The organism is Streptomyces sp. CB00455, assembly GCF_001905445.1.
GTDB lineage: Bacteria > Actinomycetota > Actinomycetes > Streptomycetales > Streptomycetaceae > Streptomyces.
The window spans coordinates 81,543-98,778 of sequence record NZ_LIVQ01000007.1; the positions used below are offsets into that span (position 1 = coordinate 81,543).

Consider the following 17,236-nt stretch of genomic DNA (forward strand, 5'->3'; position numbering starts at 1 on the left):
CCGGCTGCCCTCCCGGGCCGCCTCGACCGGGGCCGTCGCGAGGACGGAGAGGCATCATGATCCACATGACTGACGCAGCGCCCAGCGCCTCCACCAGCGCCTCCGCCAATCCCTCCACGGAAGTCTTCCCTGCCACCGGCACGTCCCCCTCGGCACGCCCTTTTCCGCCCACCGGCCGTCGCGTGCTCGTCAGCGGTGCCTCGCGCGGGCTCGGCCGTGCGCTCGCTCGGGCATTCGCCGCCAATGGCGACCGGGTGGCCGTCCATTTCGGCTCGCGGCGTGCGGAAGCCGAGGAAACCCTCGGCTCCCTCTCCGGTACGGAGCACGTGCTCGCCGGTGGCGACCTGTCCACCCCGGACGGTGCGCACGCCGTCGCCGAGGCGGCGGCCGCCGGACTGGGCGGGCTGGACGTGCTCGTCAACAACGCCGCGGTGAACGTGGCGCACCCGCTCGCCACCACCTCCTACGAGGACTGGGCCGCGGCCTGGCAGAGTCACGTCTGCGTCAACCTCCTCGCGACGGCGAACCTCAGCCATCTCGCGGCCCGCCGGATGATCGCGCAGGGCGGCGGCGGCCGCATCGTCAACGTCGGCTCGCGCGGAGCCTTCCGCGGCGAGCCCGACCACCCGGCGTACGGCGCGACGAAAGCGGCGGTGCACGCGCTCGGCCAGTCCCTGGCCGTGCACCTCGCGGAGTACGCGATCGGCGTCGCCTCCGTCGCACCGGGGTTCTTCGAGACGGAGCGGGTCGCACACAGGCTGAGCGGCGCGCAGGGCGAGGCGATCCGCGGCCAGAGCCCCTTCGGACGGGTGGCGTCGGCGGACGAGATCGCGGCGGCCGTGCTATGGCTGGCCTCCCCGGCGGCCGAATGGGCCTCGGGAACGGTTCTGGACCTCAACGGCGCCTCCTACCTCCGCACGTGAGACAACCGCCAGGGCGCGGCGGTGTCGACGCGAAAGTCGTCCGCGCGGCGGCCGTGGGGCGAGCCGGAGGGGCGGTTCTGAGCGGGCCGTCCCCTCGGTCCGGCATGGACGCGGGCTCGGGGGGTAGCCGGGGTGCGTACGACAAAGGCGCTATCGCTGGAGGTACTCATGGGCAAGCTGGGAGACATGGCGAACAAGGCCAAGGAGATGGCCAAGGGCCACCCGGACCAGGCCGACAAGGGTGTCGCCGGCGCCGAACGGCTGGTCGACGAGCGTACGGGCGACAAGTACGACGCCCAGACCGACAAGGCCGCCGACGCGGTCCGGCGTTCCTACGGCAGCGACGGCACGCCCGAGCGCTGACCCCTAAGGCAGCCACCACGGCCCCCGGCCCCCGGCGTCAAGCGCCGGGGGCCGATCCGTCACCGCCCTGCCGGTTGCACGGCGGGAGGAGGGAACGGCCGGGTCCGGAGCCGTGGCCGCCGCATGTCGCGGAGGAAGGCCGGGCGAAGTCCGCCGGGGACGCGCCCCAGCACGGTGCCGGGTCACCGGGGGAGGCCTGCGCGCCAGGGCGCGTACACACGGCCCTGTTCTCCCGAAGCTACGGCGAAGTGACAAGTAGCTCTCTGTAATCAGCGTGGTACTCGGTCGGGGAGAGCGGGGCGGGGTCCGGGGACTTCTCCGAGCTGGAGGGCGGCGAAGTCGGCGTGGGCCTGGTCGACGGCTTCGGGGTACGCCTGGCGCTTGGCGTGTTCGGCGAGCGCTCGGTAGATGCTGGCGACGGAGGGGTTCTGGCCCTTGCGTTTGCCGGTGGGGATGATCAGGTCGGGCTGGATCTGCTCGACGGACTCGCCGCCCGCGCGGCGCCGCAGCACGGTGTGGGGCATGTCGTCGGTGATGACGGGGGGCCGGCCGCCGTGCTTGCCCTTGCGGGCCGCGGTGTCGAGCCCCTCCAGCGTCGATTCCCGGATGTTCTCCCGCTTCGTCTCCGCCATCGCCGCGAAGAACGCGAACAGCAGTTTCCCCGGCCCGGTGGGGTCGTAGATACCGGGCAGCGGCCCGGCGAGCATCTCCAGGACCAGGCCGTGAGCGGTGAGGTGGTCGGCGAGCCCAGTCAGTTCGGCGGCGTCGCGGCTGAGCCAGGCGGGCTTCGGCCCGGGTGCGGGCATGGTGGTCCTGGTCGTAGTGCAGGTGGCAGCCCTTCGCGCGGAGATTGTCGGGCTCGCAGTGTTCGGGCGTGTGGTCGAGGTGAGCGGTCGTCAGGATGACGCGGGAGGGAGCCTGAGCACGATAGGTGTCGCATTTTGCACGACAACTGCCGCAGGGAGCGCGGAACTACGCCAGACCGATCAGGCCGCGAGCACGGAAGCCTCGGACCCCGCGTCACCTCGGGTGTGGCCGGTGCACACACGCCGCGCGGCGCCCGGTGCCGGGCCCCCGGTCAGCCGGCTTCCGTCAGGGCCGCGTGCGCGGCGGCGAGGATCTCCTCGGAGAGCGGGGAGCCCTGGGTGGCCCGGGACAGGACCAGAGCACCGACCAGGGTGCACAGGCGGGCGAGGCCGCCCTCGACGCCCCCGACGCCCCCGATGCCCTCGCCGCCCCCGACGCCCTCGGCGGGGGCGAGGAACGCGGCGAAGTCGGCCACGCCCTCCGCGTAGGTACGGCGCGCCTCGCGGCCTTCGGGTCCGCGCGCGACGTCGATGGCGAGAGCCGAGACCGGGCAGCCGTCCGCCGCGTTGTCACGGTGTTCGACGGAGAGGTAGGCGTCGATCAGGGCCCGCTGAGCGGCATCCCGCTGCCCGTCGTGCCGCTCGAGCCCGGCCGCATTGCGCCGTGCGATCTCATCGAAGACGTGGGCGGTGACCTCATCGACGAGCGTTTCCTTGGAGGCGAACTGCTTGTAGAAGGCGCCGTGGGTGAGGCCGGCCGCCTTCATGAGATCGGCGACGCTGACGTGGGTGCCCTGCTCCCGGAACAGCCGCGACGCGGTGTCCACCACCCGCCTGCGATTTTCCTCCGCCTGCGCCTGCGATACGCGGCCCATGGCCACCTCCTGCACGAACCAGTTTGGATGTCGATTGGCATCTATCCTAGTCACGTGTTTAGATTGTGGTTGCAATCTAATTGACGCGGGTGCTCCGACGGCGCCTGCGAAGGACAGGAGCGAGCATGGAACTCAAGAACGCGGTCGCGGTGGTCACCGGCGCCAACCGGGGCCTCGGGCGGCACCTGGCCGCTCAGCTCGTGGAGCATGGCGCCAAGGTCTACGCGGCGGCCCGGCGTCCCGAGACGGTCGACCTGCCGGGTGTCACCCCGCTGCGCCTCGACGTGACGGACCAGGAGTCGATACGGGAGGCCGCCCGCATCGCATCGGACGCGACGCTTCTGATCAACAATGCGGGCGTCTCCACCGGCGCGACGCTGGTGGGCGGCGACCTGGACGAGGTACGTCGCGAGATGGAGACCAACTTCTTCGGCCCGCTCGCCGCGACCCGGGCCTTCGCCCCTGTCATCGAGGGCAACGGCGGCGGCGCCGTACTCAACGTCCTGTCCGCCCTGTCCTGGTTCCACCCGGCCGGCCTCGGCTCCTATGCGGCCTCCAAGGCCGCCGCCTGGGCGCTGAGCGACGCGACCCGTGAGGAGCTGGCACCGCGCGGGATCACCGTCTCGGCGCTGCACGTCGGCTACATGGACACCGACATGGCCGCCGGCGTGCCCGCCGATCAGAAGGTCGCCGCCGCCGACGTCGCGGCCCAGGCCCTTTCCGGCATCGAGACCGGCCTGCAGGAGATCCTCGCCGACGAGACCAGCCGGTACGTCAAGCAGAGCCTGTCCGCGGCGCCCCAGCCGAACGCGGGCTGACGCTCACCCCCTCCACCACGGCACGACGGCCTTCCAGGCCCCCTTGTGCAAGGACTTCTCACGCGTTACACGGCCTTCGGCCACAGGACCGGACTGCGCGTCTCCGAGTACGCGCTCGGCACCGCGAACTTCGGCACCGGCTGGGGCGCCGGCGCCGAGCCCGACGAGGCCCGCCGGATCTTCGACCGGTTCGCCGAGGCCGGCGGCACCTTCCTCGACAGCGCCGACAGCTACCTCGCAGCCTTCGACGTCCAGCCCACCGACGAGCAGTACGCGCGCCTCGGCAAGGTCAGCGCCATGCCGCTCGGCGTACCGCCCGAGGGCGTCGCGGGCTCGCTGGGCCGCCTCCGGGGCGGCGATGCGAGCAGCGTCATCGCCCCGGTCGTGCCGATGGCCTGAGCCCGGAAACACGGCCGCCGCAGAGCTCTCCGCGCAGGCACTGGCCACCGCCGTGCCGACGCGGAGCGCACGGACCAGAAGGCACCACAAACTTTCTCGTAACGAGACAAACCCCTCACGGACAGAACACCCCTCCCACTTGGACGGGAGACCACACGAACGGAGATGACGATGAAGGCTTTCATGATCGAGAAGTACGGTGACGCGTCCAACATGCGTGCCGCCGAGATACCCGACCCCCAGGTGGGCGCCGACGACGTCCTGGTCAGGATCGACGCGGCGAGTGTCAACCCACTGGACATGAAGATCCGCGACGGTGACCTCAAGCAGATCCTGCCCTACCGTCTCCCGCTCGTCCTGGGCAACGACCTCGCCGGGACCGTCGTCCGCGTCGGATCGTCCGTCACCCGCTTCGCGGTGGGCGACGAGGTCTACGCGCGGCCCCACCAGGACCGCATCGGCACCTTCGCCGAACTCCTCGCCGTCCACCAGGACGACCTGGCGGCCAAGCCCGCCACGCTCACCATGACCGAGGCCGCCTCCCTCCCCCTGGTCGCGCTGACCGCGTGGCAGGCCCTGGTCGAGCGGGCGAACGTCCAGCCGGGCCAGAAGGTCCTCATCCACGCGGGCGCCGGCGGCCTGGGATCCATCACCATCCAACTGGCCAAGGCACTGGGCGCGCACGTGGCCGCCACCGCGAGCACCGCCAAGGTCGGCCTCGTCAAGGACCTCGGCGCGGACGAGGTCATCGATTACCGCACCCAGGACTTCTCCGAACTCCTCACCGGCTACGACCTCGTCCTGGACTCCCTCGGCGGCGAGAACCTCGCCAAGTCCCTGCGCGTCCTCAAGCCCCGCGGCCTGGCCATCTCCGTCGTGGGCCCGCCCGACCCGGCCACCGCCCGCGAGCTCGGCTCGAACCTGGTGCTCCGCCTGGGCATCGCCGCGCTCAGCGCCAAGATCCGGCGCCAGGCCAAGCGTCTCGGTGTCACGTACTCCTTCCTGTTCATGAAGGCCAGTGGCAACCAGCTGCGCGAACTCACCCCCCTCATCGACGCCGGGAAGATCCGCCCCGTCGTCGACCGGGTCTTCCCCTTCGACGAGACCCTTCAGGCCATGGAGTACGTCGAAAAGGGCCGCGCGAAGGCCGGCAAGGTCGTCGTCTCCATGACGTGAACCCAGGGCAACGGCCCTGCCGGACGCCGAGAACGCCGCCCGCCACATCGAGAAGATCCCGCCCCACGCTCCTTTGTGCCACACCAGGACCCGATCACGAACGCACCGTCCAGCTCCCCCATGCCCACCCCGTCGTCGTACAAGAAAGCGCCGGCCCGCGCCGTGTCCGTGCACGGCGGGGGCGTCGCCTACCGGCAGCACGGTCCGGACGACAACTTGCCTGCGAAGAGTGCGGATCACGTCAGGAACGATGCGAATTCGGCGACAGATGTCGCCGTACGCGGGCTGTCTGTGCCGTTTGGGGCACCGGCCGGTGTGGCTGCCGCGTCCGCACTCGCCTTCACACTCACACTGCCACCCGGCACGGTTCTTGATCGCCTCGCTGATCTCCGGCCAGTTGGCCGGGTAGCGGTCGCGGTTCTCGGGGCGGACGGCAACCCGGCCCCGGTCGACCGCGTACTGCCCGAGACCCTCCCCGAGGACGCCCACCCGATCGTGGCTCGCTTTTTCGACTACTACCGGACCGAACGCGGATTCCACCCGCGGTCGGTCAACTCCACCACCTGGTGGACCGCGACCACGCCCATGGCGTTCTTGGCGTTCCCCATGATGGCCAACATCGACATGTTCGCGCCCCGTCCCGCCCTCCTGGTGGCCCGTGCCGACGCGCACTCCCGCTACTACTCCGAGGACATCCAGGCGATGGCACCCGACAACGTCGAACTCGTCATCGTCCCGGACGCGGACCACGTCGACCTGTACGACCGCAAGGACCTCATCACCGTCGACCGTCTCGACGAGATCTTCACGACCAACCTCAAGTAGAACGCCCGACCTCCGTGCCCGGCCGGCATCTGCCGCCGGGCGGGGCAGGCCTTCAAGATGCCACCCCGGCCCACCCGTCCGCCGCCGAGCCGGCGGCTTCCGACTCGGGCGCGCTGCGGGGCCCGGGCACCATGGCCGCCCGCGCGGCGGCGAGATCGAGGTGCGAGTTCATATCCAGCTCGAACCGGCCGTAGGGGTTCACATGGGTCCAGAACATCGGGGACAGGGCCCGCCGGTCGGCGTCGGTGAGCCGCCTCTGCCACTTCTCCTCGCTCAGGATGCCCTGAAGCAGCAGAGCGTTGACGTGCACCAGCGCCGACTGGAGCAGGTGCAGGGCGAGCATGGACACCTCCTGAGACTCCTTGTCGGAGCCGGTCAGGGCGCCGTCCTTTCCGTAGAACAGGTCGTGGTTCGCGGAGTTCCAGTTCTCCACGACCTGGACCCCGTCGTTGATCTCCCGGCGCAGGTCCGCGCCGGCGAGGTAGTCGCAGATGAACGCCGTCCGCACCGCCCGCCCGAGTTCCTAGATCGCCCGCCCACACCGCGGGCGGGCTCGGATATCTATGTCACTGTGGTCGGGCGGGGGCCCCAGCCGGTGTCACTCATGTCGGTTCTCCTGAACGGCGGTGCGATCGGGTGGGCGGGGTCGCGCCGGGCGCGATGACGACGGCCCCGGCTCTCTCGGAGTCGGGCGTCTCGGCGTCCAGCAGGCCGTGCCGGTCGACCAGGTAGCCCAGCTGCAGGCGGCTGGTCGCGCCCAGGCGGCGCATCATGTCCGAGACATGGCGCTGGCAGGTGCGCACCGAGATGCCCAGGGCCCGCGCGGTGGCCCGGTCGTCCTCCCCCTGGAGCAGGTGTTGGAGGATGGAGCGCTTCGTCTGATCCGCGATGTCCTGGATGAACACCTTCTCGCGCGCCTTGTTGATGACCTCGCCGCCCGTCCAGAGGACTTCGAACGTCTCGGCGGCGAAGTCGACGAGGTCCGGGCTGCGGACGATCAGAGCGCCGCCCGGAGCGTCCTGGAGGGGCACGACCAGCAGGGTCCGGTCGAGGACGAGGCACCGGGGAAGACCACTGGTGACGGTCCTGACCTCGCCCCCCAGCTCCGCCATCTCCGCGGCGTAGCGCACGGTCGGGGGATCGAAGCGGGCGGAGTGCTGGTAGAGCGTCCGCAGGCGGACCCCGCGCTGGAGCAGGTCCCGGTCGCGTTCGTGGGCGCCCTTCAGTTCCTGGGCCGGACGCGGACCGCCCGGCTGGGCGCTGAGGACCTCCACGCTGCACTCGCCGACGGCCAGGTCGAGGATGCGGTCGACCTCCGCCGGGGATTCGATGCGTTCCAGGGGCGGTCCGTGGAGCGTCCGCTGCTGGGTGGCGTGGATGAGGGCGAGTTCTGCGAGTTGCCCGCGCATGCGCAGCAGGTCGAGCTGGGCGCCCTGGAGCCGGTCCTCCCAGCGTTTGAGCAGCTTGCCCGACACATCGGTCGGGTTGGCTGCCGCAAACCGGTTGGTTCCGGCCTGGCGTACCAGGCCGGCTGCCATAAGGGTGTCAAGGATCCTGACCACCGAGGAGCGGTCCGGCCGGCTCATTAACTGCTCCAGCCGTAAGGGTCCCTGTTCAGCGAATTCCCGGTAAAGATCAATCTCCGCGGGTTTGAGTTCCGTGGGCGGGTCCCGGTCCTCCGGTGACCTCTGTATCGGTAATTCCACTCTCGACACCTTCTCGTTCGCGTCAGTCGCGATCGCGATGCTAGGGCGATCACCCCACGGGCGCCCCGCGCAGGCGCATGTATCGGACACCTTTTGGATCGGGTCGGACCCGGTGGCGCCAAACGCCGGAGGCCTTGGCGCGACCGGACACGGGCGTCCCGCCGCGGAGATTCGTCCGGTATCTGAGCGCGCCGGGGCGCCCGCGAGGGGCGCCCGAGGCGGCTGAAAGTTGCTGAAATGGCTTGCTGGCGTGTTCGCGACAGTCGTGAACAGGACGGTCCGGGTCTGTTGGTGAGAGGCGGGCTCCGGTGGAGTCTTGAAACGCACGCACCGGTCCCGGTGCGTGCCGGACGGTGTCGGTGCGATGCGCAGAAGGACGCGATGCGCAGAAGGGCGAGGTATGAAACGAACGTCCCCGCCGGCGGCGGGGGTCGTACGGCTCAGCCGTCCGACGGGTGGACCACCTCCACTCCCTGTGCCCGCAGCTCCTCGACCACCGGTGAGCTCTCCGGCGCGTCCGTGACGATGAGGTCGATCTGCTCCATGGGGCAGATCCGCCCGAGTGCCGCCCGGCCGAGTTTGTCGGCGGTCGCCACCAGGATGACCCGTTGCGCGGAGGCCACCGCCGCCCGCTTCACCTGTACGTCGTCGAGGTTGTAGGCGGTGGCGCCCTGAACCGGGTCGACGCCGCAGCAGCCCAGGATGAACGTGTCGAAGCACAGATCACGGAACGTCTGGACCGGGGTGTGGCCGTAGAAGGAGAGCTCTTCGGGGCGCACCTGGCCGCCGGGGAGCAGGAGCTGGATACCCGGGTGTGCCGACAGGGCGAAGGCGGCGTGCAAGGAGAGGGGGGTGACGGTGAACTGGCGGTCGGCCATCGCCTTGGCGATGGCCACGGCGGTGGTCCCGGTGTCCAGGGCGACCGTCTCGCCGTCGGTGAGCAGCTCCAGCACCGCGTTCGCGAGCCGCTCCTTCGCCTGCGCGCCCGACATGGCGCGGATGGCGTAAGGGGGTTCGACGCCACCCGGGAGATTGCTCACGGCGCCGCCGCGCACCCTGCGCAGGGCGCCGCGTGACTCCAGTACCTCCAGGTCCCGGCGGATCGTCATCTCGGAGGCGCCGGTGGCCAGGGCCAACTCCGCGACGGTCGCGCGGTTCTCCTTCATGAGCAGCGCGACCACGAACTTGTGTCTGTCCATCACGTTCATACGTCTGCTTCTAGCACAGAAAAGCCGCGCCAAGGGCCGGAGTGCGCATGATGGCTGTTGAAATGAACATCGACCGTGAGTAGTGTGCCAAGCGGAGTGTGAATTACGCGCTGTAATGAACGCGGATGATGTTCATTTATCAACGAACGATGAGGAGAGCGATGTCCGCCACCAGTGAGGCCGACCCGTCCAAGACGGCGAGGCCCCTGCTCACCACCGTCGCCATCGTCGCCTCCTGCGTGGCGTTCGTGGTGATCGGCGCCCTGCAGGCGCTGTACGGTCCCGCCATCCCGGCGCTGCGGGAGGAGTTCGGCATCAGCCCCGCCGTTGCCGGGCTGAGCCTCAGCGCCCACTTCATCGGGGCCCTCCTGGGCGTGCTGATCTACCACGTCCTGAGGGGCCGGCGCAGCAACCGCACGCTGCTCGGTGGCTCGTACCTGCTCATGGCGGCGGGCGCGGCGCTCTTCGCGTTCTCGCCGAGCTGGATCCTGGCGCTCACCGGCACCTTCGTCATCGGGCTGGGCTTCGGCGGCATCGACTACGGCCTCAACCAGCTGTTCGCCATCGGGTTCGGACGCCGCAGCACCGCCATGCTGAACCTGCTCAACGGCCACTTCGGTGTGGGCGCGATCGCCGGTCCCGCCCTGATCGGCTGGCTCGGCGCGGACAGCTACCCGGAGATCTTCGTCGGTATCGGCATCGTCTGCCTGCTCATCCTGCTCACCCTGGGGGGAGTCGCCGCCCGGGAGCCGGAGCCGGACGTCACCGAGGGCGAAGAGGCCCGCGGAGCCCGCGTCCTGCCGGTCATCGCCGCGTTCATCGGCATCTACGTCCTGCACGTGGCCATCGAGACCGGTGTCGGCGGCTGGGAGCCCACCCACCTGGAGGCCGTCGGCTACGGCGCCGCCACCGCCGCCACCGCGACCTCCGCGTACTGGGCCGCCATGACCATCGGCCGCTTCGTCATCGTCCCCCTGAGCCTTCGCTGGTCCGCGCCGTCGATCCTGACGGTCTGCTGCGCCGGCATGGCCGCCTTCCTCGTGCTCGCGACCATTCCCGCCGTCGCCCCGTACGCCTACTTCGGCGTCGGGCTGATGATCGCGCCCATCTTCCCCACCTGCCTGCCCTGGCTGAACCGGGCCGTACCGAGCGTCGCCGCGGCCGGGGCCTACGTGATCGCCGCCTCCATGATCGGCGGAGTGGCCTTCCCGCCGCTGCTGGGCGGGGTGATCGACACCATGGACGTGCGGGCGGCCCCTCTGGTGCTGTTCGCCCTCGCCGTCATCTGCGTGGGGCTCAGCCTGTGGCTGCGCAAGCACGCCCCCGACCCCGACGGCGCGGCGGCCCCCCGCCCCGAAGCCCTCCCGGACGCTGTCCCGACCCAAGGAATCCAAGGATGAAAGCCGTACTCTTCGATATGTTCGGCGTCCTCGCGCGCCTCCAGTCACCCGCGTCCCAGGCCGTGCTGGAAAGCACGGCCGGGGTGGACCGCGAGCAGTTCTGGGCGGCGTACTGGTCGCAGCGCGCCCCGTACGACCGCGGCGAGGTGGCCGGGCCCGCCTATTGGGAGGGGGTCTGCGAGACCCTGGGCATTCCGCTCGACGCGCGCCTGACCGCCGACCTGATCGCGGCCGACCTCGCCAGCTGGAGCGAGGTCGATCCGCGCGCCGTGGAGCTGCTCGACACCCTCGCGGGCCGGGGCTTCATCCTCGGACTGCTGTCCAACATCCCCGAGGAGCTGGCCGTCCGGTACGAGACCTCCGAGCCCTGGCTGGACCGGTTCGCCGTCGTCGGCTTCTCCTGCCGGATCGGCAGTGCCAAGCCGGATCCCGCCGCCTACGAGTGGTGCGTACGGGAACTGGGGCTGCCCGCCGGGGAGATCCTCTTCGTGGACGACCGGGCGGACAACGTCGCGGCGGCCCGCGAACTCGGCCTGCTGGGGCACGTCTTCACCTCACCGGACGCCCTGGAAACCGCACTGGAGGGCCTGTCGGTGTGACCTCCACACCCCTGCTGTTCGCACTGTGCGCCACCGCCCGGGGTCCGTTCCCACCGCGCCGCCGGGAGACCGAGACGGGGCTGGGCCTGGTCGGCGCACTGCTGCTGCAGGGCGCGCTGGCGGGACGGCTGGAGCTGTCGCGGGACCGGGTCCTGGTGCTGCGGGGCGAGGGCACGGGCGACGCGGTCCTGGACGAGGCACTTCAGCGCATGGGCGCCGCCGCCCGGGAGCGGGCGCCTGCCGCGTGGGTGGAGCGGCTGGGTCCGTGGGCGCTGGAACGGCTGCGGACCGGACTCGACGGTCGGCCGGCTGCCGGTGCCCTGCTACCGGACCAGGCATGGCGGTTGGTGCGGGAGGCGGTGGAGCACCCCGCGCGCCTCGGTGTCCCGGCGGTCGCGGCAGCCGAGCTGCTGACCGCCGCCGGGCTCGCCCGGATCGGCTGGCCGGAGATGTCCGCCGCGTCCGCCGGCCGGCGTACGGCCCGGGCCGTGGCCGGCCTCGGGCCCGCCGGGGAGCCCGTGGCCCGCATTTCTGCGACGGTGTCCGAAACCCTCTCGTCCGCCAGGGCCGCCCTGACGTTTTCCGGATAGCAATCCGGTCCCGTCAAGACATCGATATTTCCCCAAAGGGCACTTGTCATGACCGGTTTGAATGTGATCGTATGAATGAGCAGGCGCCGAGACCCCGATATGCATCGGGTGAAGAATCCGAGTCGCCGTCATGGGCGCAGCGCCCCGCGGGCCGCAGGCCCTCCCTGGTGAAAGAGCCGCCCGCCCTTCGTTTCTCTGGACGTGAGTCACACCTGTTCGTCCGAACCCTGACGTTTTCCGGTTACCCGTTACCCGCGTGAGAAGGAAAAATGGACACCAAGGATGTTACCGATCACCTCTATTACCCCGTCAGCGAGCGCAAAATGGAACGGGGCGAAGGTGTCTACCTGTACGACGAGGACGGCAATTGCTTCCTCGACTGCGCATCGGCGACGTTCAACCTGAGCCTCGGCTACTCGCACCCGGCCGTCATCGCCGCCATGAAGGACCAGCTCGACAAGGTGGTCCACATGACCTCCTCGTACCAGAGCGACCCGATCAACGGCCTGGTCCAGCGGCTGGTGGAGACCTCCCCGTCGGGCCTGACGAAGGTGCACCCCAAGGTGTCCGGCGGCTCGGCGGCCAATGAGGGCGCCATCAAAATGGCCCAGCTCGCCACGGGCAAGTCCGACGTCATCACGCTGTTCCGCAGCCACGTCGGGCAAACGATGATGATGACCTCGATGTCCGGCAACGCCTTCCGCCGCGAGCCCTTCCCCAATCTCTTCCCCGGCAGCCTCCAGGTGCCCGACCCCTACTGCTTCCGCTGCTTCTACGGGCAGCAGAGGGAGACCTGCGGGCTGATGTGCGTCGACCGCCTGGAGGACTTCGTCGACTACGCCAGCAGCGGCCGCGTCGCCGCCGTCCTGATCGAGCCGATATCCGGGAACGGCGGGAACATCGTCCCGCCCGACGGCTACATGCAGAAACTGCGTGCCTTCTGCGACGAGCAGAACATCGCCCTGATCTTCGACGAGATCCAGACCGGAATCGGCCGCACCGGCCATATGTTCGCCGCGCAGTACTTCGATGTGGAGCCGGACGCCATCACCACTGCCAAGGGCCTCGGCGGATCGGGTGCCCAGGTGGCCGCCATCATCACCAACGAGCGGCTCGCCGGACTTCCCGCGAATCACCATTCCTTCACGTACGGCTCCAACCTGCTCGCCGCCGCGGCCGCGAACGTCACCCTGGACATCGTGCGGCAGCCGGAGTTCCTCGCGAACGTCACCAGGACCGGTGACTACATCATGGAACGCCTCCGCGACATGCAGACCCGCTACCAGGCCATCGTGGACGTCCGCGGCGTCGGCCTCATGATCGGCTTCGAGATGGCGGAACTCGACGGCAAACCGGCCGTCAAGCTCACCAACCACCTGGCCGCAAAGGCCATGGAGCACGGTCTGATCCTGCGCACCTCGCGCTACGGCTACGGCAACGTCCTCAAGATCCGCCCGCCGCTGATCCTCACGATGGACCAGGCCGAGGAGATCTGCGACAAGCTGGAGAACCTCTTCCTCGCGGAGCTGGCCCGATGAAGCAGCTGCTGACGGGCCTCGGCGCCCACGTCCGGTCCGAACTCCTGGCCTACGCCGACCGCGGCCTGGCCCGCCAGGTCCACGGCGACTCGCCCGGCGGCGACGCACAGTTCGACGTGGACGAGGTGGCCGAGCAGGCCGTACTGGACTACCTGCGCGCACACGCCGACATCCCGCTCGCCCTCTACACCGAGGACGGGTCCTACGTAGAGCTCGCGCCCGATCCCCAGGTGCTGCTCGTCGTCGACCCCATCGACGGCACCCGGCCCACCTCGGCCGGCCTGGAGATGGGCATGGTGTCCATCGCCGCCGCACCCTACGGCGACGGCGCGCCCACCCTCGCCGACGTCACCGCCGCCTGCCTGGTGGAGATCAAGAGCGGCGCCTGGTTGTACGGGGACGAGGAGGAGGGCCTGACCAGCGGCGGGTTCAGCACCCCGGTGCCGCGCCTGAGCCGCAACACCGACCTGGCCAAGATGTTCTGGTCGATCGAGTTCAACGGCCACCCGATGCGGCTCATGTCCGACGCCTACGCCCACCTGGTCGACCGCTCGGCCAACACCGGCGGCATCTTCGTCTTCAACAGCAGCACCTTCTCCATCTCGCGCATCATCACCGGCCAGCTCGACGCCTTCGTCGACATCGGCAACCGGGTCCTGCGCGACCACCCGCAGACGGAGGCCGACTTCCTGCGCGTGGGCCGCGGCTCGATCCTGCACCTCTTCCCCTACGACATCGCCGCCGCCGTCTACCTCGCCCGCCTCGCCGGCGTGGTGATCACCGACGCCTACGGCGACGACCTCGGCAGCACCTCCCTCGTGGACCTCGGTCCCATGAACCAGAAGTCGTGCATCGCGGCCTCCACCCCCGAACTGCACAAGCAACTGCTGGAGTCCGTCCACTGGAACCTCGGCTCCACCCCCACCCCCCACACGACGGAGGCATCATGAAGGCGCTGACGCTCACCGCGGACCGCACGCTCGCCCTCGTCGACCACCCCAAACCGGAGCCCAGCCGCGCCGACGACGTCGTCATCCGCGTCGCCCAGAGCGGGATCTGCGGCACCGACCGCAGTGTGCTCGTCGGCAAATTCCCCGCCGAGACCGGTGTGGTGATGGGACACGAGGCCGTCGGCGTCGTCGACTCCACCGGTCCCGGCGTCACCCGCTTCGCCGTGGGGGACCGCGTGATCGTCAACCCCACCCTGTACTGCGGCAACTGCCCGGCCTGCCTCGAAGGCCACTGGAACTTCTGCGGCCACAAGGCCGGCACCGAGGTCGGCCTCGACTACGACGGGTCCTTCGCGGAGTTCATCCGCCTCCCCGAACTCTTCTGCCACGCCATACCGGACGGCATGAGCTTCGACCGCGCCGTCGTGGTCGAGCCGCTCGCCTGCGCCCTGAACAACATCGAGGCCGGCCGGCTCGCCGCGGGCGAGACCGTGATCGTCGTGGGCGGCGGTCCCATGGGCGTGGTCACCGCCATGGCCGCCCAGCTGTACGGGGCCCGGGTGCTGCTCGTCGAACCCGACCCGGTCCGCCAGCAGCTGGACCGCGAGGTGTTCGACACCCCCGAGTTCGGCGGCCGCGTCAGCGTCCACGCTCCCGATGACGACGAACTCACCGAGCGGGGCGACCTGGTCGTCGACTCCGTCGGCAACCTCCTGGAGCAGAGCATCGGCTACGCCGCGGTGCGCGGCCGGATCGTCATCATGGGCTTCAACAGCAACGCCTCCGCCACGGTGCGCCCCCTGGCCCTCCTCCAACGGGGCCTGCAGATCATCGGCGCGGGCGACTACAACAGCCAGATCTTCCCCAGGGCCATCGAACTCGCCCGGACCCTCCCGCTGGAACGCGTGGTCACCCACCGCTTCGCCCTGGCGGACCACGAGCAGGCGTTCAAGGCCCTCGCCGCCGTCCCCGACGCCGAGTACAGCGCGCTGAAGGTCGTCCTCGTACCGCCGCACGCCGGGGCGGAGGCGTGAGCGCCCCGGCCCGCGGTCGCATGGGCGACGCGCTGGTCCCGGACGCCGGCCGCCCCGTGATCGTCGGCGAGTACCCGTACTACCGTGCCGACCCCGCCAACTGGGCCTCCAACCTCCGCGAGCTGCGCCGGCTCGGTGTCGACGTCGTCTCCTGCTACCTGCCCTGGCGGTTCCACGAGACCGGCGAAGGCGCCCGGCGGACCTTCGACTTCACCGGCCGGACCGACCCCCAGCGCGACGTGACCGGGCTCCTCGAACTGGCGGCGCAGGCAGGACTGGCCGTACTGCTCAAGCCCGGCCCCTTCATCCACGCCGAGGTCCAGCTCGGCGGGCTGCCCGACCGGCTCTGCGGGCCCGCGCACACCCCGTACCGCGGGTTGGGCGGCACGGTCCTCACCTCGCAGGACAAGCCGCTGCCCAGCCTGCTGGACCCGGCGGTCCGGGCCGAAAGCGAGGTCTGGCTGCGCGCCGTCGCCGACGAGGTCGTGGCCAAGGCCGCCGCCCCCCACGGCCCGGTGGTCGCACTCCAGCTCGGCAACGAGGGCATGGCCGGCGAGGCCAATCTCCCCGTCGACGCCCAGGACGCCTCCCCGGCCGCCCGCGAGGCCTTCGCGCACTGGCTGACCGGACGCGGGCTGACGGACGAAGCCGCCCTGGCGGCAGAGGAACTCGACCGGTGGACCAGTGGCCTTCGGCTGCTGTGGTCGCAGTGGTGCGGGCACGCCATCGTCGGCATGTGGGACCGGATCTCCGACCTCTTCCCGGCCGGCCCCGTCCGCATGGCCAACGTGCCGCTGGCGAGCACCACGGGGCCGGGGGCGGCCCTGGACGCGTGGGCCGCCCGGCAACGGGCCGTCAGGGGCTCCCGGCACCTGCCCGGCCACACCGAGTGGGTCGGGAACCCGGCACGCGACAGCGCCGCCTTCTCCTCCCACCTGACCGGGATGCTGCTCGGCGGCACCGATGTGGCGGAGGCCAACTGGGGCTTCACCTGGACCGACGAAACCTTCGCCCAGCCGCGCACCCCCGTGTTCAACGCGCTCCTGGCGCTGCTCCTCGGCTCCACCACGGTCAGCGTCTACACGGCGTGCGCCGCGGGCAGCTGGGGTCCCCTGGTGGACATGGACCCCGAGGGACTCCGCGCGGAAGGCGTGGACCCGGCCCTGCACGCACCGCCCTACTGCCCCGGGGCGCCTCTCGGCGAGAGCGGCACGCACAACCCCAACGCCCAGGGCCTGCGCCTGCTGGCCGCCTTCCTCGACCGCTTCGGCGGCCTGCTCCTGGACACCGAGCTGGAACGGGACGCACTGGTCCTCCTCGACCGGGCCCTGCCCGAGGCCGGTGCCTGGCAGCGCGAGGGCCGGACCCCGCTCCGGGAACTCGCCGACGCCGTGCAGGAGCAGCTGCGCGACCGTGGGCGGCTGATCGGCCTGGGATGGCTCGACGAGCACCCCCGGCCGGCCGCGGCCGGCCCCGCCGTACCCGTGGGGGTCCTGCGCGCCGGGCACCCGGACGGCCCCCGGACCACCGGCGAGCTGAGTCTCGCCGCCGGCGCCCCGGCCGACGGCGCGGTCGCCGCCTTCGTCGCGGACCTGGCATCGGGCGGCGCGGCGCGCTGGACGTCCGAGCACCGCCGCGCGGTCGTGCTGAGCCGCACCGGTCCCGAGGACGTACGGATCATCGGCGGCTTCAACCCCACCGACGGCGACGACCGGGTCACCGGCCCCGAAGGAGCCTGGGAGCTGGACCTCCCGGCGGGCTCCGCCGCCGTCGCCGTCACCCGTGGCGGGACCCTCCTGGGCTGGGCGGCGACGCCGGCCCCGCAGGCCGCCGCACCCGCCGCCCTCACCTGGGCCGGCGAGAAGGCCGACGCACTGCGCGTCGCGGCCTCCTGAGAACGCGGGCGGCGGGGCAGCGTACCTGACAGCGCGCACCCCGCCGTCCGCCCCTTTCCCCCTTCCCCCGCAGTCCCTGCGGCGGAACACCCGCCTGCCCTGCGCGGGTACCCGTGCGCCTTCCCCCGGTG

The 17,236-nt window shown here is 70.9% G+C and carries 17 protein-coding genes and 1 pseudogene; 13 read left to right on the forward strand and 5 right to left on the reverse strand.

Annotated features, from left to right (window positions below; genetic code table 11):
* The first annotated feature begins 65 nt into the window (after nt 1–65).
* Together AMK16_RS25570 and AMK16_RS25575 are read left to right on the forward strand one after the other, a co-directional pair.
* A complete protein-coding gene (locus AMK16_RS25570; RefSeq protein WP_242438903.1) occupies nt 66–923 on the forward strand; it encodes an SDR family NAD(P)-dependent oxidoreductase in 858 nt (285 codons plus the stop codon).
* Nucleotides 924–1,091: 168 nt separating this feature from the next.
* A complete protein-coding gene (locus tag AMK16_RS25575; protein ID WP_073919706.1) occupies nt 1,092–1,286 on the forward strand; it encodes an antitoxin in 195 nt (64 codons plus the stop codon).
* Nucleotides 1,287–1,555: 269 nt separating this feature from the next.
* Here the strand turns inward: AMK16_RS25575 and AMK16_RS25580 are convergent, their stop codons facing one another.
* Nucleotides 1,556–2,092 (reverse strand): recombinase family protein, encoded by a 537-nt coding sequence (locus tag AMK16_RS25580; protein ID WP_242438904.1) that lies wholly within the window; start codon nt 2,090–2,092, stop codon nt 1,556–1,558.
* Nucleotides 2,093–2,364: 272 nt separating this feature from the next.
* Nucleotides 2,365–2,967 (reverse strand): TetR/AcrR family transcriptional regulator, encoded by a 603-nt coding sequence (locus AMK16_RS25585; RefSeq protein ID WP_073919707.1) that lies wholly within the window; start codon nt 2,965–2,967, stop codon nt 2,365–2,367.
* A gap of 125 nt (nt 2,968–3,092) precedes the next feature.
* Between AMK16_RS25585 and AMK16_RS25590 the strand changes: the two genes are divergently transcribed.
* The 4 genes from AMK16_RS25590 (at nt 3,093) to AMK16_RS25605 (ending at nt 6,185) form a co-directional block, all read left to right on the forward strand.
* A complete protein-coding gene (locus AMK16_RS25590) occupies nt 3,093–3,785 on the forward strand; it encodes an SDR family oxidoreductase (RefSeq protein WP_073919708.1) in 693 nt (230 codons plus the stop codon).
* A gap of 45 nt (nt 3,786–3,830) precedes the next feature.
* A complete protein-coding gene (locus AMK16_RS38555) occupies nt 3,831–4,184 on the forward strand; it encodes an aldo/keto reductase (protein ID WP_443333606.1) in 354 nt (117 codons plus the stop codon).
* A 171-nt stretch (nt 4,185–4,355) separates the two neighbouring features.
* The gene (locus AMK16_RS25600) at nt 4,356–5,360 is read left to right on the forward strand and encodes an NADP-dependent oxidoreductase (protein ID WP_073920019.1); all 1,005 of its coding nucleotides are present in this window, start codon (nt 4,356–4,358) and stop codon (nt 5,358–5,360) included.
* Nucleotides 5,361–5,855: 495 nt separating this feature from the next.
* A complete protein-coding gene (locus tag AMK16_RS25605) occupies nt 5,856–6,185 on the forward strand; it encodes an alpha/beta hydrolase (protein WP_073919709.1) in 330 nt (109 codons plus the stop codon).
* A gap of 52 nt (nt 6,186–6,237) precedes the next feature.
* On the opposite strand, the pseudogene AMK16_RS25610 reads toward AMK16_RS25605, so the two are convergent.
* From AMK16_RS25610 to AMK16_RS25620, 3 genes and pseudogenes are all read right to left on the reverse strand, one after another.
* Nucleotides 6,238–6,696 (reverse strand): annotated as a pseudogene (locus tag AMK16_RS25610) (Tn3 family transposase); the annotation flags it as partial.
* 91 nt (nt 6,697–6,787) lie between these two features.
* Complete coding sequence (locus AMK16_RS25615; protein WP_073919711.1) at nt 6,788–7,723, reverse strand: helix-turn-helix transcriptional regulator; 936 nt, start codon at nt 7,721–7,723, stop codon at nt 6,788–6,790.
* Between the two features lie 608 nt (nt 7,724–8,331).
* A complete protein-coding gene (locus AMK16_RS25620) occupies nt 8,332–9,099 on the reverse strand; it encodes a DeoR/GlpR family DNA-binding transcription regulator (protein WP_073919712.1) in 768 nt (255 codons plus the stop codon).
* Nucleotides 9,100–9,260: 161 nt separating this feature from the next.
* Here AMK16_RS25620 and AMK16_RS25625 point away from each other — a divergent pair, with 161 nt between their 5' ends.
* The 7 genes from AMK16_RS25625 to AMK16_RS25655 all read left to right on the forward strand — a co-directional run bounded on the left by AMK16_RS25625 (nt 9,261) and on the right by AMK16_RS25655 (nt 17,105).
* Nucleotides 9,261–10,499 carry an MFS transporter gene (locus AMK16_RS25625; protein ID WP_073919713.1) on the forward strand — a complete coding sequence of 413 codons (1,239 nt, stop codon included), beginning with the start codon at nt 9,261–9,263 and terminating at the stop codon, nt 10,497–10,499.
* Entirely contained in the window at nt 10,496–11,098 is a 603-nt protein-coding gene (locus AMK16_RS25630; RefSeq protein WP_073919714.1) for an HAD family hydrolase, read from the forward strand. The genes AMK16_RS25625 and AMK16_RS25630 overlap by 4 nt, the downstream gene beginning before the upstream one ends.
* Nucleotides 11,095–11,688, forward strand: coding sequence for a GPP34 family phosphoprotein (locus AMK16_RS25635; RefSeq protein WP_073919715.1), 594 nt, complete (start codon nt 11,095–11,097; stop codon nt 11,686–11,688). Before AMK16_RS25630 ends, AMK16_RS25635 begins: the two co-directional genes overlap by 4 nt.
* A gap of 269 nt (nt 11,689–11,957) precedes the next feature.
* A complete protein-coding gene (locus AMK16_RS25640; RefSeq protein WP_073919716.1) occupies nt 11,958–13,226 on the forward strand; it encodes an aspartate aminotransferase family protein in 1,269 nt (422 codons plus the stop codon).
* On the forward strand, nt 13,223–14,176 hold the full coding sequence (locus AMK16_RS25645; protein WP_073919717.1) for an inositol monophosphatase family protein: 954 nt from the start codon (nt 13,223–13,225) through the stop codon (nt 14,174–14,176). Before AMK16_RS25640 ends, AMK16_RS25645 begins: the two co-directional genes overlap by 4 nt.
* Nucleotides 14,173–15,210 (forward strand): zinc-dependent alcohol dehydrogenase, encoded by a 1,038-nt coding sequence (locus tag AMK16_RS25650; RefSeq protein ID WP_073919718.1) that lies wholly within the window; start codon nt 14,173–14,175, stop codon nt 15,208–15,210. Before AMK16_RS25645 ends, AMK16_RS25650 begins: the two co-directional genes overlap by 4 nt.
* A complete protein-coding gene (locus AMK16_RS25655; protein WP_143196868.1) occupies nt 15,207–17,105 on the forward strand; it encodes a beta-galactosidase in 1,899 nt (632 codons plus the stop codon). The genes AMK16_RS25650 and AMK16_RS25655 overlap by 4 nt, the downstream gene beginning before the upstream one ends.
* Nucleotides 17,106–17,236 lie beyond the last annotated feature (131 nt).

What these genes read in the sequence shown, in the direction of transcription:
- AMK16_RS25600 (WP_073920019.1), top strand. Translation starts at nt 4,356, where the DNA reads ATGAAGGCTTTCATGATCGAGAAGTACGGTGACGCGTCCAACATGCGT.
- AMK16_RS25620 (WP_073919712.1), bottom strand. Translation starts at nt 9,099, where the DNA reads ATGAACGTGATGGACAGACACAAGTTCGTGGTCGCGCTGCTCATGAAG.
- AMK16_RS25590 (WP_073919708.1), top strand. Translation starts at nt 3,093, where the DNA reads ATGGAACTCAAGAACGCGGTCGCGGTGGTCACCGGCGCCAACCGGGGC.
- AMK16_RS25615 (WP_073919711.1), bottom strand. Translation starts at nt 7,723, where the DNA reads ATGGCAGCCGGCCTGGTACGCCAGGCCGGAACCAACCGGTTTGCGGCA.
- AMK16_RS25570 (WP_242438903.1), top strand. Translation starts at nt 66, where the DNA reads ATGACTGACGCAGCGCCCAGCGCCTCCACCAGCGCCTCCGCCAATCCC.
- AMK16_RS25630 (WP_073919714.1), top strand. Translation starts at nt 10,496, where the DNA reads ATGAAAGCCGTACTCTTCGATATGTTCGGCGTCCTCGCGCGCCTCCAG.
- AMK16_RS25640 (WP_073919716.1), top strand. Translation starts at nt 11,958, where the DNA reads ATGGACACCAAGGATGTTACCGATCACCTCTATTACCCCGTCAGCGAG.
- AMK16_RS25625 (WP_073919713.1), top strand. Translation starts at nt 9,261, where the DNA reads ATGTCCGCCACCAGTGAGGCCGACCCGTCCAAGACGGCGAGGCCCCTG.
- AMK16_RS25580 (WP_242438904.1), bottom strand. Translation starts at nt 2,092, where the DNA reads ATGCCCGCACCCGGGCCGAAGCCCGCCTGGCTCAGCCGCGACGCCGCC.
- AMK16_RS25650 (WP_073919718.1), top strand. Translation starts at nt 14,173, where the DNA reads ATGAAGGCGCTGACGCTCACCGCGGACCGCACGCTCGCCCTCGTCGAC.
- AMK16_RS25575 (WP_073919706.1), top strand. Translation starts at nt 1,092, where the DNA reads ATGGGCAAGCTGGGAGACATGGCGAACAAGGCCAAGGAGATGGCCAAG.
- AMK16_RS25645 (WP_073919717.1), top strand. Translation starts at nt 13,223, where the DNA reads ATGAAGCAGCTGCTGACGGGCCTCGGCGCCCACGTCCGGTCCGAACTC.
- AMK16_RS25585 (WP_073919707.1), bottom strand. Translation starts at nt 2,967, where the DNA reads ATGGGCCGCGTATCGCAGGCGCAGGCGGAGGAAAATCGCAGGCGGGTG.